Here is a 13,930-nt window from a genome sequence, read left to right as displayed (position 1 = left end):
TGCACCACCGTGGCCACTTACTCACTCGTTATCCGCCGGTTGATGATCGTTTCGCTGACCATCGTCGTCAGCCGCGCCATCACCAGCCCGCTGCTCACGTTGTTCCTGAGCAACAAACTCGGCCTCAACCAACAGGATGTCGGCTTGCTGCTGGGCATCGCGGTGTTCATCGCCACCCTGCTCGCGCTCTACGGCGGTTACATCATCGATCGCCTCGAAAAGCGCCGGCTGCTGATCCTGGCGATGCTCTCCAGCGCCATCGGCTTCGTGCTGCTGACCTTCGCCGAAAACCTCTACCTGACCACCGCTACCCTGGTGATCACCGAAACCGCTTCGGCACTGTTCCTGATTGGCTCGAAGGCGATCCTCAGTGAAAACCTGCCGATGGGCCAGCGCGCCAAGGCCTTTTCCCTGCGCTACACCTTGACCAATATCGGCTACGCCACCGGCCCGATGTTGGGCGTGGTGATTGCCGGCGTGTATCCGATTGCACCGTTCCTGATGGCCGGCGGCATCGCGTTCTTCAGTATTTTCTTGATGATCGGGATACCCAAGGACTCGGCCCAGACACCCGCGATCGGGCAGCCCCAGAGTTTTCTCAAAACACTGGTCACCCTGAAGAACGACCGCACGCTGATCATGTTCACCTGCGGCTGCCTGCTCAGTACCGTGGTCCACGGTCGTTTTACCCTGTACCTGTCGCAATACCTGCTGGTGACCCACGACTCCAAACGGGCACTGGAAACCATGGCTGCCCTGCTCGCCTGCAACGCCATCAGCGTGATCCTGCTGCAATACCAGATCGGTCGTTTCCTCAAACGCGAACAATTGCGCTACTGGATCGCGGGCGGTACCAGCCTGTTCATTGTCGGGTTGATCGGTTTCAGCCTGGCCGACAGCCTGGTGTCGTGGTGCGTGGCAATGTTCATCTTCACCCTCGGTGAAATGATCATTTACCCCGCCGAATTCCTCTTCGTCGACACCCTGGCCCCGGAAGAACTGCGCGGCAGCTATTACGGCGCGCAAAACCTCGCCGCCCTCGGCGGAGCTCTGAGCCCGGTGATTTGCGGTTTCCTGCTGATGCACACCCCCGCGCCAACGATGTTCTATGCCCTGAGCGCGCTGACCGCCATGGGTGGTTTCCTGTGTTTCATGAGTGGCCGTCGGGTGGCATTACAGCAAAATTAATGCACTGAAACTGCATTAATATGAATTTGTCAGCATCAGGAATCAACGGCACACTGTGCCCGTTCCTCCCCCAATAGTTGGAACAACTTCAAGGGCTTTCTGGGTTTCCCAGCTAAGCCTTTTTTTTGCCTCGGTTTTTTTCAACGGATCGTCTGCCTCATGTTCTCTCGCTGGTTTCCCGCCGCCATCAACACTCGCCCTTCCGAATGGAGCCGGGCCGCCATTGGCATGTCCCTGGGCACACTGTTCAGCGTCTGGCTCTGCAGCCAGGTGTTTGGCATGGATGTGGCGCAGCATCTGATCGGTCCGCTGGGCGCATCGGCCGTGTTGCTGTTCGCAGTGTCTTCCGGCGCCCTCGCCCAGCCTTGGTCGATTCTTGGCGGCTACCTCAGCGCCGGGGTGGTTTCGCTGCTGGTCGCTCACGTGCTCGGACGAACCCTTGGCAGCGCTTGCCTGGCGGCCGGCATGGCGCTGATTCTGATGTGCTGGCTGCGTTGCCTGCACCCACCGGCCGGGGCCTTGGCGCTGCTATTGGTGTTGGCAGACCCGGCGACCATTGCCCTGGACTGGAAAGCCCTCGGCCCGGTGATGCTCAGCGGATCGACCATGCTGCTCAGCGCCCTGGCCTACAACAACCTGACGCGCATTCGTTACCCAAAACGCGCCAGCGAAGCGGTGGGCATGGTGCCGGCCGACCGCCCGCCCACCGACAGCCAGGCAATTACCGCCCAGGACCTGAAACTGGCCCTCGCGGACATGGAAGCCTTCTTCGACGTCACTCCGGAAGACCTTGAACAACTGATCCATATCAGTGAGTTGCACGCCAAACGTCGCAGTATTGGTGAAGTTCTGAGACGTAGCTCCTGACGGCTCGCTCCCACATTTAGAGTTATGCATATATGCAGGATGCACCTGCATATATCCGGGTTGCACATCACAAATTTGCACTGGTACGATCCAGCATCGCTCGCGCGCGGGCTTCTCTATAAAGAACAATAAAAGCAGGGAGTTAGTGATGACTGCTCAGGTTTCTTCTCCGGGGACTCAGTCCATGGATGCCACGCAAAACGAAGTGCTGGCCGAGGTTCGCAACCACATCGGTCACCTGACCCTCAATCGCCCCGCCGGCCTCAACGCCATCACCCTGGACATGGTGCGCAATCTGCAGCGTCAGCTCGATGCCTGGGCGCTGGATCCGCACGTGCACGCAGTGGTGTTGCGCGGTGCTGGGGAGAAAGCTTTCTGTGCCGGCGGCGATATTCGCTCGCTGTATGACAGCTTCAAAAACGGCGACACGCTGCATGAAGATTTCTTCGTCGAGGAATACGCCCTCGACCTCGCTATTCACCACTACCGCAAACCTGTGCTCGCCTTGATGGACGGTTTTGTCCTGGGCGGCGGCATGGGCCTGGTGCAAGGCGCCGACCTGCGTGTGGTCACCGAGAAAAGCCGTTTGGCGATGCCGGAAGTGGCGATCGGTTATTTCCCGGATGTCGGTGGCAGCCACTTCCTGCCGCGCGTTCCCGGTGAACTGGGTATTTATCTCGGTGTCAGCGGCGTGCAGATCCGTGCGGCCGATGCGCTCTATTGCGGCCTGGCCGACTGGTACCTGGACAGCGACAAGTTGGGCACCCTGGACGAGCAACTCGATCAGTTGCAATGGCACGAAACACCGTTGAAGGACCTTCAAGGTCTGCTGGCGAAACTGGCGGTGCAACAACTGCCCGCGGCACCTTTGGCGGCGTTGCGCCCGGCCATCGATCACTTCTTCGCCCTGCCCGATGTGCCGAGTATTGTTGAGCAACTGCGTGAAGTAACGGTTGCCGACAGTCACGTGTGGGCCACGACCACCGCCGACCTGCTGGAAAGCCGTTCACCGTTGGCCATGGGCGTGACCCTGGAAATGCTCCGTCGCGGTCGACACTTGAGTCTCGAAGACTGCTTCGCCCTGGAGCTGCACCTGGACCGTCAGTGGTTCGAGCGTGGCGACCTGATCGAAGGCGTGCGCGCCTTGCTGATCGATAAAGACAAGAGCCCGCGCTGGAACCCGCCGACCTTGCAGGCGCTGGACGCCGAGCACGTCGCGAGTTTTTTCACGGGTTTTGAGCAGAGCGGGAGCTGAGCCATGCACGATATCGAATTGAGCGAAGAGCAAGTCATGATCCGCGACATGGCCCGGGACTTTGCCCGCGGCGAAATCGCGCCCCACGCCCAGGCCTGGGAAAAAGCCGGCTGGATCGATGATGGTCTGGTGGCGAAGATGGGCGAACTGGGGCTGCTGGGCATGGTGGTGCCCGAGGAATGGGGCGGCACCTATGTCGACTACGTCGCCTACGCCCTGGCGGTGGAAGAGATTTCTGCCGGCGACGGCGCCACGGGCGCGCTAATGAGCATTCACAACTCCGTGGGCTGCGGTCCGGTCCTCAACTACGGCACTGAAGAACAGAAACAGACCTGGCTGCCGGACCTGGCCAGCGGTCAGGCCATCGGCTGCTTCTGCCTGACCGAACCCCAGGCCGGTTCCGAAGCCCACAACCTGCGCACCCGCGCAGAACTGCGCGACGGCCAGTGGGTGATCAACGGCGCAAAGCAATTCGTCAGCAACGGCAAACGGGCGAAGCTGGCCATCGTGTTCGCGATGACCGATCCGGACCTGGGCAAGCGCGGCATCTCGGCGTTCCTCGTGCCGACGAACACTGCGGGTTTCATCGTTGATCGCACTGAACACAAGATGGGCATCCGCGCCTCCGACACCTGCGCGGTAACCCTGAGCAACTGCACGATTCCCGAAGCCAACCTGTTGGGTGAGCGAGGCAAGGGACTGGCGATTGCCCTGTCGAACCTTGAAGGCGGCCGCATCGGCATTGCGGCACAAGCGTTGGGCATTGCTCGCGCGGCGTTTGAAGCGGCGCTGGCGTACTCGCGGGATCGGGTGCAGTTCGACAAGCCGATCATCGAGCACCAGAGCATCGCGAATATGCTGGCCGACATGCACACCCGGTTGAATGCGGCGCGATTGCTGATCCTGCATGCCGCGCGCTTGCGCAGTGCCGGTAAGCCGTGTCTGTCGGAGGCTTCACAGGCCAAACTGTTTGCGTCGGAAATGGCCGAGAAAGTGTGTTCGTCGGCGATGCAGATTCATGGCGGGTATGGGTATCTGGAAGATTACCCGGTGGAGCGTTATTACCGGGATGCGCGGATTACGCAGATTTATGAAGGGTCTAGCGAGATACAGCGGATGGTGATTGCTCGGGAGCTTAAGAATTATTTGGTGTGAGGGGTCTGATCGTTCCCACGCTCCGCGTGGGAATGCCGCCCGGGACGCTCCGCGTTCCTTTGCAATCGTGACGCAGAGCGTCACAGGATGCATTCCCACGCGGAGCGTGGGAACGATCAGTATCGGTTCGGGTTACTTACCTTGGAACTCGGCTTCACGTTTGGCAATAAACGCCGCCATCCCTTCCTTCTGATCCTGCGTCGCAAACGCCGCATGGAACACCCGACGCTCAAAGCGCACACCTTCCGACAGGCTCACTTCAAACGCGCGGTTGACGCTTTCCTTGACCATCATCGCAATCGGCAACGACTTCTTGGCAATCAGCGCCGCGACTTTCAACGCTTCTTCCAGCAACTCATCAGCCGGAACAATCCGCGCGACAATCCCGCAACGCTCCGCTTCCACCGCATCGATCAGTCGGCCACTGAGGCACATTTCCATGGCTTTGGCCTTGCCCACTGCGCGAGTCAGGCGCTGGGTGCCGCCCATGCCCGGCAGTACGCCGAGGTTGATTTCCGGCTGACCGAACTTGGCGTTGTCGCCGGCCAGGATAAAGTCGCACATCAGCGCCAGTTCACAACCACCGCCCAAGGCAAAACCGTTGACGGCGGCAATGATCGGCTTGCGGCGGTTGGCCACGCGATCGCTGTCGCTGAACAGGTCGTCGATGTAGATCTGCGGGTAAGTGAGCTCGGCCATTTCCTTGATGTCGGCGCCGGCGGCGAAGGCTTTTTTCGAGCCGGTCAGCACGATGCAGCCGATGTTCGAATCGGCTTCCAGGCCATCGAGGGCCTGGTTCAGTTCGCTGACGATCTGCGCGTTCAACGCATTCAGCGCCTGCGGACGGTTCAGGGTAATCAGGCCAACGCGACCGTGGGTTTCCAGCAAAATCGTTTCGTAACTCACAGATGACTCCTTCTCAAAGATTGCGCGAAATAACCATGCGTTGAATATCGCTGGTGCCTTCGTAGATCTGGCACACCCGCACGTCGCGGTAGATCCGCTCCAGCGGGAAATCGTTCAAGTAACCGTAACCGCCGAGGGTTTGCAAGGCGGCGGAGCAAACCTTCTCAGCCATTTCCGAGGCGAACAGCTTGGCCATGGAGGCTTCGACCAAGGCCGGTTTGCCACTGTCTCTTAACGCCGCCGCGTAATGCACCATCTGCCGGGCGACGGCGATTTGGGTTGCCATGTCGGCCAGGCGGAACGCTACTGCTTGATGCTCGATGATCGGCTTGCCGAAGCTTTCACGCTCGCGAGCGTAGTCGCGGGCCGCTTCGAACGCAGCGCGGGCCATGCCCACCGATTGCGAAGCGATGCCGACACGGCCGCCTTCGAGGTTGGCCAGGGCGATTCGATAGCCTTCGCCCTCCTCGCCCAACCGATTGGCCACCGGCACCTTCACGTCTTCAAACAGAATCTGACAGGTGTCGGACGCGTGCTGGCCGAGTTTGTCTTCGACCCGCGCGACTTTGTAACCCGGCGAATCGGTCGGCACGATCAGCGCCGTGATGCCACGCTTGCCGGCACTCGGGTCAGTCACGGCGAACACGATCACCACCCCGGCGTTCTGCCCGGACGTGATGAACTGTTTGCAGCCGTTCAACACGTAATGATCGCCTTCCAGGCGGGCACGGGTTTTCAGGCCGCTGGCGTCTGAGCCGGCCTGCGGTTCGGTCAGGGCAAAAGCCCCCAGCATCGAGCCGCTGGCCAGCGGTTTGAGGAAGCGTTCTTTCTGGTCGTCGTTGCCGTACTTGAGGATCGGTACGCAACCCACCGAGTTATGCACGCTCATGATGGTCGAGCAAGCGCCGTCGCCGGCCGCAATTTCTTCCAGGGCCATGGCGTAGGCCAGGTAACCGGTGTCGCAACCGCCCCACTCTTCCGGCACCAACATGCCGAAGAAGCCCAGTTCCGCCATCTCGCCGATGGCTTCCTTGGGAAAGCGATGCTCACGGTCCCACTCGGCGGCGAACGGTTTCAGCCGTTCCTGGGCAAATTGCCGGGCCGCGTCGCTGATCTGAAGTTGTTCGTCATTGGGAATCATGGTGAATCCTTTGTTTGGTTCGCACGCAAAACCTGTAGGAGTGAGCCTGCTCGCGATGGCGGACTCACTTTCAACATTTATGTGAGCTGATACACCGCTATCGCGAGCAGGCTCACTCCTACATGGGGCAGCGTCAGTTTCAATAGAGGCATTCAACGGCCATGGCCGTGGCTTCCCCGCCGCCGATGCAGATCGCTGCAACGCCGCGTTTCAGGCCTTTCTGGCGCAGGGCCGAGAGCAAAGTCACGAGGATCCGCGCGCCAGACGCACCGATCGGGTGACCGAGGGCGCAAGCGCCGCCGTGAACGTTGATCTTCTCGTGGGGGATTTCCAGTTTGGTCATGGTGACCAGACTGACCACGGCGAAGGCTTCGTTGACTTCGACCAGATCGACTTCGTCCAGGGACCAGCCGGTTTTTTTCATCAGCTTCTTGATCGCGCCCACTGGAGCCACCGGGAACAGGCCCGGGGTGTCGGCAAATGCCGCGTGACCGTGAATCACAGCCAGCGGTTTCAGGCCGCGTTTTTCAGCTTCGGAACGGCGCATCAACACCAGTGCCGCGGCGCCATCGGAAATGGAGCTGGAGTTGGCCGCCGTCACCGTGCCGCCTTCGCGGAACGCCGGTTTCAAGGAAGCGATCTTGTCCAGCTTGGCTTTCGGTGGCTGTTCGTCGGTGCTGATCAGCACCTGCTCTTTACCGACGGTCACGGTGAGCGGCACGATCTCGTCTTTGAAGCTGCCGTCCTTGATCGCCTGCTGCGCGCGGGTGGTCGAGGCAATGGCAAAGGCGTCCTGAGCTTCACGGGTGAAACCGTTGGTTTCAGCGCAATCCTCGGCGTAGGTGCCCATCAGGCGACCCTTGTCGTAGGCGTCTTCCAGGCCGTCGAGGAACATATGATCGAGTACGCGACCGTGGCCCATGCGGTAACCGCTGCGGGCGCGGTCCAGCAGAAACGGCGCGTTGGACATGCTTTCCATACCGCCGGCGATAACCACGTCGGCGCTGCCGGCCACCAGCATGTCGTGGGCCAGAATGGCCGCTTCCATGCCCGAACCGCACATTTTGTTCAGGGTCGTGCAACGGGTCGATTTATCCAGCCCGGCGCCCAGCGCGGCCTGGCGCGCCGGGGCCTGGCCGAGGCCGGCGGACAGGACGCAACCGAACAGCACTTCTTCAACCGCGTCTGGCGCCACACCGGCGCGCTCGACGGCAGCGCGAATCGCCGCAGCACCGAGTTGCGGTGCGGTCAGGCTCTTCAATTCGCCCTGGAAACCACCCATCGGGGTGCGGACGGCGCTGACGATAACAATGGGATCGTTGGACATAGTCATGACAAATCCTCCTTACTTGGCGGCCATGCGCAAGGCACCGTCGAGACGGATCACCTCGCCATTGAGCATGCTGTTTTCAATGATATGCCTGACCAGCCCGGCATACTCGCTCGGTTTACCCAGACGCGGCGGAAACGGTACGCCGGCAGCCAGGGACGCGCGGACTTCCGGGGTCATGCCGGCCATCATCGGGGTTTCGAAAATGCCCGGGGCGATGGTCATCACGCGGATGCCGAAGCGCGCCAGTTCGCGGGCGGCGGGCAACGTCAGGCTGACGATCGCGCCTTTGGACGCGGCATACGCGGCCTGGCCGATCTGGCCGTCGTACGCGGCCGCCGAGGCGGTGTTGATGATCACGCCGCGCTCGCCGTCGGCATCCGCTTCGGTTTCAGCGATCGCAGCAGCCGCCAGGCGCAGCATGTTGAAACTGCCGATCAGGTTGACGTTGATCACCTGGCTGAAATTGGCCAGTACATGAGGGCCATTCTTGCCGAGGATCTTCTCACCCCGCACGATGCCAGCGCAGTTGACCAGACCATTCAGGCCACCGTAAGCCTTGACCGTCGCCTGCACGGCAGCTTCGGCCGCCGCTTCGTTGCTGATATCTGCCACCACGCTTTGCACGCCGAGACGTTCAGCCTGGGCCGCAACGGCTTCAGCGTTCATGTCCACCAGCATGACTTTGGCGCCGGCCGCGACCAGCATTTCAGCCGTGGCCGCACCGAGGCCGGACGCACCGCCGGTGACGAGAAAAACCTTGTTTTCGATCTGCATCATTGTTTCCTTGGATTCAAGCTGAAACGTTCTTCGCGGCGGCCTCTTGAGCCTTGGCGATTTCCTGGTTGCGCAAGATAAAGCGCTGCAATTTGCCGCTAGGGGTTTTCGGCAACTCACTGACAAATTCGATTTCACGGGGGTACGAGTGCGCGGCCAGCCGCTTGCGCACATGTTGGCGCAGTTCTTCGGCCAGTTCCGGCGTTGCGCGGTATTGCGAGCAAATCACGACGAAGGCTTTCACCAGTTCGGTGCGCTCCGGATCGGGTTTGCCGACCACCGCTGCTTCGATCACCGCTGGGTGTTCGATCAACGCGCTTTCCACGTCGAACGGACCGACGCGATAACCGGAGGTGGTGATCACGTCGTCGCTGCGACCGACGAAGCTGATGCTGCCGTCCGGGTTCCATTCGACGGTGTCGCCGCTCAGGTAATAGTTACCGACGAAGGCCTTGGTCGGTGCGCCTTCGTAACCGGCGAACCAGCACATCGGCGACTGGGTGCGATCGATGGCCAGAATGCCCGGCTGGCCGACGCCGAGTTCTTTGTACTCGTCGTCCAGCACCACGATGCGGTGGCCCGGCGAGGCGAAACCGGCGGCGCCCATGTGGATCGGATGCTCCAGGCCGTGGTGATTGCACAGGACCATGCCCAGTTCGGTCTGGCCGTAATGATCGTGAATAACCACACCGAGGTTGTCGGCGAACCAGCGAATCACTTCCGGGTTCAGCGGCTCGCCGGCGCTGCTGACGATGCGCAGCTTGCCCTTGATCGAGCGGGCGAACTCGTCGCCACCAGCGATCAACAGGCGATAGGCCGTCGGCGAACCGGTAAGGTTGGTGATCCCGTATTTGTTGATCACCCGGCAGGTGCTTTCGAGGGTGAACGGGCCATCGTAAAAGGTGATCGGATGCCCCATGGCCATCGGCCCGGTGACACCGAAATAGATGCCATAGGCCCAGCCCGGATCGGCGACGTTCCAGAAGGCGTCTTCAGGGCGCAAGTCCACGGCGTCACGGGTGTAGCTCTGGAAAGCGACGATGGCCTTGAGCGGTACGGACAGCGCCTTCGACGGACCGGTGGTGCCCGAAGTGAACATCAGCAGGAACGGGTCTTCGCCGGTCAGCAGGACCGGTTCGCACACAGGAGAATAATTGGCCAGTTCGGCCCAGAAGCTGTAATCGCCACGGACGATGCCTTGGCCTTTGGGACCGGCGACGGTGACGATGGTCGGGCAGTCCGCGACTTCAGTGAGTTTGGAGCGATTGCCCGCGTCGGTGACCACCACTTTGGCGCCCGAGCAGCTGAGGCGGTGTTCGATGGCTTTTGGGCCGAAGGCAGTAAACAGCGGTTGATAGACCGCGCCGATGCGCCAGGTGGCGAACACGGTGATCAGCAATTCGATATTACGTGGCAAGAGACCGGCAACCTTGTCGCCTTTTTTCACGCCCTGGGCCAGGAGGAAATTGGCGAAACGCGCGGCTTTGTCCTGCAAGTCGCTGAAGGTGTACGTCGCGCTGGTGCCATCGCGGCCTTCCCAAAACAGCGCGATGCGCCCCGGCAAGGCGTGCCGGTCGCAACACTCGACGCAGGCGTTGAGGGCAGTCAAATCGCCCGCGAGCGCGGCGTCGACGGTGTGCTGATAATTGAACTGTGTTGTAGCAGACAAATAATCGCGCATTGCCAGAATCCCTTTGTATTTTTATTAGGTCGGGGAACCGTAATTAACAGGGAAATACTCGCTCTGCGCGGGGCGCGGGACAATGGTCAAAGCTATCAAGTTGCGTGACTGGTTTGGCCAAGATTTGAGAGGTGCGTCAATGATCGTTCCCACGCTCTGCGTGGGAATGCCTCAACGGACGCTCCGCGTTCGGCTCTTGATGGGACGCAGAGCGTCCCGGGCTGCATTCCCACGCAGAGCGTGGGAACGATCGGTGCCTAGCTGGCTTCGTTGAGGATCAAACTCCGGTAATGCCCCGGATTTGACCCCGACCACTTGCGAAACGCCTTGTAGAACGAGCTGGCGTCGGCAAACCCCAAACGCGTGGCAATCTCGGCGAAGCTGATGGCAGGCTCGGCCAGCCAAACAATCGCCAACTCCTTGCGCACGCTGTCCTTGAGGCCTTGGTAAGTCTGGCCCTCTTCAGCCAGGCGCCGACGCAACGTCGAAGCCGACATGCACAGCTGTTGCGCCAGGGCCTCGGTTTCCGGCCAGTGTTCGGCGGGCAATTGCCGCAAATTGTGCTTGATCCGGCTGGCCAGGCTCTCCGGGTCACGGTACTTGACCAGAATATTCGCCGGCGCATGGGCCAGGAAACGCTTGAGTTCTTCCGGGCTGCGCTTGATCGGCAAATCCAGGCACTCGGCCGAGAAAATCATCCGCGTACGCGGCCGGTCGAAACGCAGGTTCTCGGAGAACATCACCTGGTAGTCATCGCAGAAATCAGGCGTCGGGCAGCGCAACTCGATGGCCAGGATCGGAATCCGTCGCCCCGCCAGCCAGCAGGCGACGCCGTGGACGATCATCCAGTAAGTGAAATAAGTGAAGGCGCGGCGCGGGTCCTGGTCGTCTTCGAGCAGGACGATTTCCGCCAGGCTTTGCTGACGAACCAACTGTGCGGGCATGTGCTCGAGCATCAACGACAAAAAGCTCAACCCCGAGGTCAAACCGGCGGCCAGGCTCGGCTGGACCATGGAGCAGCGACAGAGAAACGCCAGGCTGCCGGATTTGAGTTTGCGCGGGTCCATGCCAAAAAACTCATCGTCTCCACGTCGTGCCAGCAAGCGCCACAGCCGCGCATAAGCGGTGGCCGGGACGCGCGCATCGCTACTTTCGAGCAGTACCGGATCGATGCCGACTTTGTTCAACACCTCTTCGGTGGCGACTCCCGGGGCGCAGCTTTGCAACAGCGCTTCACGCACCAGTTGAATGGAGATGGTGTCTTTTTCCGACATTGACCGAGGCAAGCCTTGTTCTTGTTTGAGTGGGGCATATTAGCTGAATCCGCTCTCGTTCCCATGCTCTGCGTGGGAATGCCTCATGGGACGCTCTGCGTTCCGCTTTTGGATGTGACGCAGAGCGTCACGGGCTGCATTCCTTTGCTGCGCGTGGGAATGATCCGTGCGGAAGAGACTTTGTTCAGGTTAGGTTCAGCTAAATGTCAATGAATGGCATTTGGGAATGAGTGTCATTATGTTACAACTTAGCACCCTATCTAATGACGCCACGGTGCTGAATGCTTGTTCCTTTTCTGATCATGCTGCGCGAAGGCATTGAAGCCGCGCTGATCGTTGGCATCATCGCCAGCTACCTCAAGCAGACCGGCCGAGGCCAGTGGATGCCGGCGGTGTGGATCGGCGTGTTCCTCGCCGCGGCCCTGGCCCTGCTGGTGGGCGGTGGCCTGGAACTGGTCAGTGCCGAGTTCCCGCAGAAACAACAGGAACTGTTTGAAGGGGTGGTCGGCCTGGTCGCCGTGGGCATTCTCAGCTCCATGGTGTTCTGGATGCGCAAAGTCGCGCGTTCGATCAAACAGTCGCTGCATGTTTCTCTCGATCACGCGCTGACCGGTTCAAAACACCAGGTCACGGCGCTGATCGCCATGGTGTTTTTCGCCGTGGCCCGAGAAGGTCTGGAGACGGTGTTCTTCCTGCTCGCGGTGTTCCAGCAGAGCGAAGGCCCGGCGGCACCGATCGGCGCCCTGCTCGGCCTGATCCTGGCGATCATCGTCGGTTTCCTGATCTACACCGGCAGCATGCGCCTGAACCTGGGTGCGTTTTTCCGCTGGACCGGGTTGTTCATTCTGGTGGTGGCTGCCGGGATCCTCGCCAACTCGGTGCAAGCGCTGCATGAAGCCGGCGTGTGGAATCATCTGCAAACCGTGCTCTTCGACTTTAGCGCGACGCTGCCGATGGATGGCCCGCTGGGCTCGGTGCTGGCCGGGATGTTCGGTTACCAGGATGCACCGACCGTCAGCACCCTCGGGGCGTATCTGATTTATCTGGTGGTGGCGCTGGTGATGTTTTTTTACCCGATTCCAGCTCCCGCCCCCGCCCCCGCCCCCGCCAAGCAACCTTCTTCCGTTTCCAGTCAGTAAGGGCACCCATGCCAATTCAAGCCCCTCCCCAGGCCTCCCCTCCCCGTGCCTTGCGCTGGGCGGTGGCCGGTTCGGTGTTCGTAATGATCGCCGCCGGTGGCCTGTTCTATTACGCCTCGAAAATGGCGGCGGCCAAGCGCCAGGCCCACCATGACGAAGTGGTGGTGACCATTCACCCGCACAGCTGCGAGCCGAATGCACTGAGCGTCCCGGCCGGTCGCGCCAGTTTCCGCATCGTCAATCGCTCGGATCGAGCCGTTGAATGGGAAATTCTCGACGGCGTGCTGGTGATCGAAGAACGGGAAAACATTGCCCCCGGCCTGAGCCAGGTGATCAATGCCAACCTGTTGCCCGGTGACTATGCGATCACATGTGGTCTGCTGAGCAATCCGCGCGGCACCTTGCACGTCAGCCCGACCGCCGTTTCAGACGCGGCGGCCAAGGCTAAACCTTCGATGGTGGCCTTTGTGGGTCCACTGTCGGAGTTCCGCGTTTACCTGAGCACTCAGAGCAGCGCACTGATCAAAGCCGTCACCGCCCTTGAACACGCCATCGAAGCTGGAGACCTCACTCAGGCGCAAGCCTTGTATCTGCCAGCCCGCGCCGCGTATCAACGGATCGCCCCGGCCGCCCAGCGTATGGCCGAGCTGGACAACACGATCAACGCCCGCGCCGATTACTTTGAGAAACGCGAGCAGGACCCGGGCTTCACCGGTTTCCACCGGATCGAATACGCCCTGTTCCAGCAACGCACTCTCGACGGTCTGACGCCCGTCGCCCAGCATCTGATCGCCGACGTCACCACGCTCAAACAACAACTGCTGGCTCAGTCGCTACCGCCTGAGCAACTGGTGAGCCTTGTGGTGCGCAATCTCAACAGCTTGGCCGACGTACGCGCCAGCAGCGGTGAAGAAGAACGCTACAGCCACACCGACCTGAACGGTTTTGCCGCCAACCTCTTTGCTGCCCGCAAAGTCGTCGACCTGTTGCATCCGTTACTGAGCAAATCCGCCGCCGAGCTGCTGCCGAAGATCGACAGCGCCGTGATTGCCCTCGACGCCGAACTCAACGGCTTCAAGGTCAAGGAAGGCTATGCAAGTTACGACAGCGTCAGTGCCGAGCAGCGCAAACAGGTCGCCGACAAGGCCAAGGCTCTGGCCGACGTACTCGATGCAATCGATCCCGCCCTTGGCCTTTCCGGCCTGTAAGTAGAAGAA

General features: G+C 60.8%; 12 protein-coding genes. 6 read left to right on the top strand and 6 right to left on the bottom strand.

Annotated elements, in window-relative coordinates; all coding sequences use genetic code 11:
- The first annotated feature begins 9 nt into the window (after positions 1 to 9).
- The 4 genes from ACYZT5_RS07020 (at position 10) to ACYZT5_RS07005 (ending at position 4,465) form a co-directional block, all read left to right on the top strand.
- A complete protein-coding gene (locus ACYZT5_RS07020) occupies positions 10 to 1,188 on the top strand; it encodes an MFS transporter (protein ID WP_462050428.1) in 1,179 nt (392 codons plus the stop codon).
- 159 nt (positions 1,189 to 1,347) lie between these two features.
- Positions 1,348 to 2,055 carry an HPP family protein gene (locus tag ACYZT5_RS07015; RefSeq protein ID WP_462050427.1) on the top strand — a complete coding sequence of 236 codons (708 nt, stop codon included), beginning with the start codon at positions 1,348 to 1,350 and terminating at the stop codon, positions 2,053 to 2,055.
- 148 nt (positions 2,056 to 2,203) lie between these two features.
- Positions 2,204 to 3,310 (top strand): enoyl-CoA hydratase/isomerase family protein, encoded by a 1,107-nt coding sequence (locus tag ACYZT5_RS07010; RefSeq protein ID WP_462050426.1) that lies wholly within the window; start codon positions 2,204 to 2,206, stop codon positions 3,308 to 3,310.
- A gap of 3 nt (positions 3,311 to 3,313) precedes the next feature.
- A complete protein-coding gene (locus ACYZT5_RS07005; RefSeq protein WP_462050425.1) occupies positions 3,314 to 4,465 on the top strand; it encodes an acyl-CoA dehydrogenase family protein in 1,152 nt (383 codons plus the stop codon).
- A gap of 132 nt (positions 4,466 to 4,597) precedes the next feature.
- Here the strand turns inward: ACYZT5_RS07005 and ACYZT5_RS07000 are convergent, their stop codons facing one another.
- From ACYZT5_RS07000 to ACYZT5_RS06975, 6 genes are all read right to left on the bottom strand, one after another.
- On the bottom strand, positions 4,598 to 5,371 hold the full coding sequence (locus tag ACYZT5_RS07000) for an enoyl-CoA hydratase (protein WP_462050424.1): 774 nt from the start codon (positions 5,369 to 5,371) through the stop codon (positions 4,598 to 4,600).
- 13 nt (positions 5,372 to 5,384) lie between these two features.
- Complete coding sequence (locus tag ACYZT5_RS06995; RefSeq protein WP_140678919.1) at positions 5,385 to 6,512, bottom strand: acyl-CoA dehydrogenase; 1,128 nt, start codon at positions 6,510 to 6,512, stop codon at positions 5,385 to 5,387.
- A gap of 139 nt (positions 6,513 to 6,651) precedes the next feature.
- Positions 6,652 to 7,845, bottom strand: coding sequence for an acetyl-CoA C-acyltransferase (locus ACYZT5_RS06990; RefSeq protein WP_462050423.1), 1,194 nt, complete (start codon positions 7,843 to 7,845; stop codon positions 6,652 to 6,654).
- A gap of 12 nt (positions 7,846 to 7,857) precedes the next feature.
- On the bottom strand, positions 7,858 to 8,619 hold the full coding sequence (locus tag ACYZT5_RS06985; RefSeq protein ID WP_462050422.1) for an SDR family NAD(P)-dependent oxidoreductase: 762 nt from the start codon (positions 8,617 to 8,619) through the stop codon (positions 7,858 to 7,860).
- Positions 8,620 to 8,635: 16 nt separating this feature from the next.
- Positions 8,636 to 10,300: an AMP-binding protein gene (locus ACYZT5_RS06980; RefSeq protein ID WP_462050421.1), complete on the bottom strand. Its 1,665-nt coding sequence runs from the start codon at positions 10,298 to 10,300 to the stop codon at positions 8,636 to 8,638.
- Positions 10,301 to 10,557: 257 nt separating this feature from the next.
- Complete coding sequence (locus tag ACYZT5_RS06975) at positions 10,558 to 11,574, bottom strand: AraC family transcriptional regulator (RefSeq protein ID WP_462050420.1); 1,017 nt, start codon at positions 11,572 to 11,574, stop codon at positions 10,558 to 10,560.
- A gap of 281 nt (positions 11,575 to 11,855) precedes the next feature.
- Here ACYZT5_RS06975 and efeU point away from each other — a divergent pair, with 281 nt between their 5' ends.
- Together efeU and efeO are read left to right on the top strand one after the other, a co-directional pair.
- Positions 11,856 to 12,713, top strand: coding sequence for an iron uptake transporter permease EfeU (efeU, locus tag ACYZT5_RS06970; protein ID WP_462050419.1), 858 nt, complete (start codon positions 11,856 to 11,858; stop codon positions 12,711 to 12,713).
- An 8-nt stretch (positions 12,714 to 12,721) separates the two neighbouring features.
- Complete coding sequence (gene efeO / locus ACYZT5_RS06965) at positions 12,722 to 13,921, top strand: iron uptake system protein EfeO (RefSeq protein WP_462050418.1); 1,200 nt, start codon at positions 12,722 to 12,724, stop codon at positions 13,919 to 13,921.
- Positions 13,922 to 13,930: the final 9 nt, after the last annotated feature.

It is taken from the genome of Pseudomonas sp. LB3P14 (genome assembly GCF_054898045.1).
The sequence above is the reverse complement of the archived record's forward strand: the minus strand, read 5'-3'. Positions and strand labels throughout refer to the sequence as shown.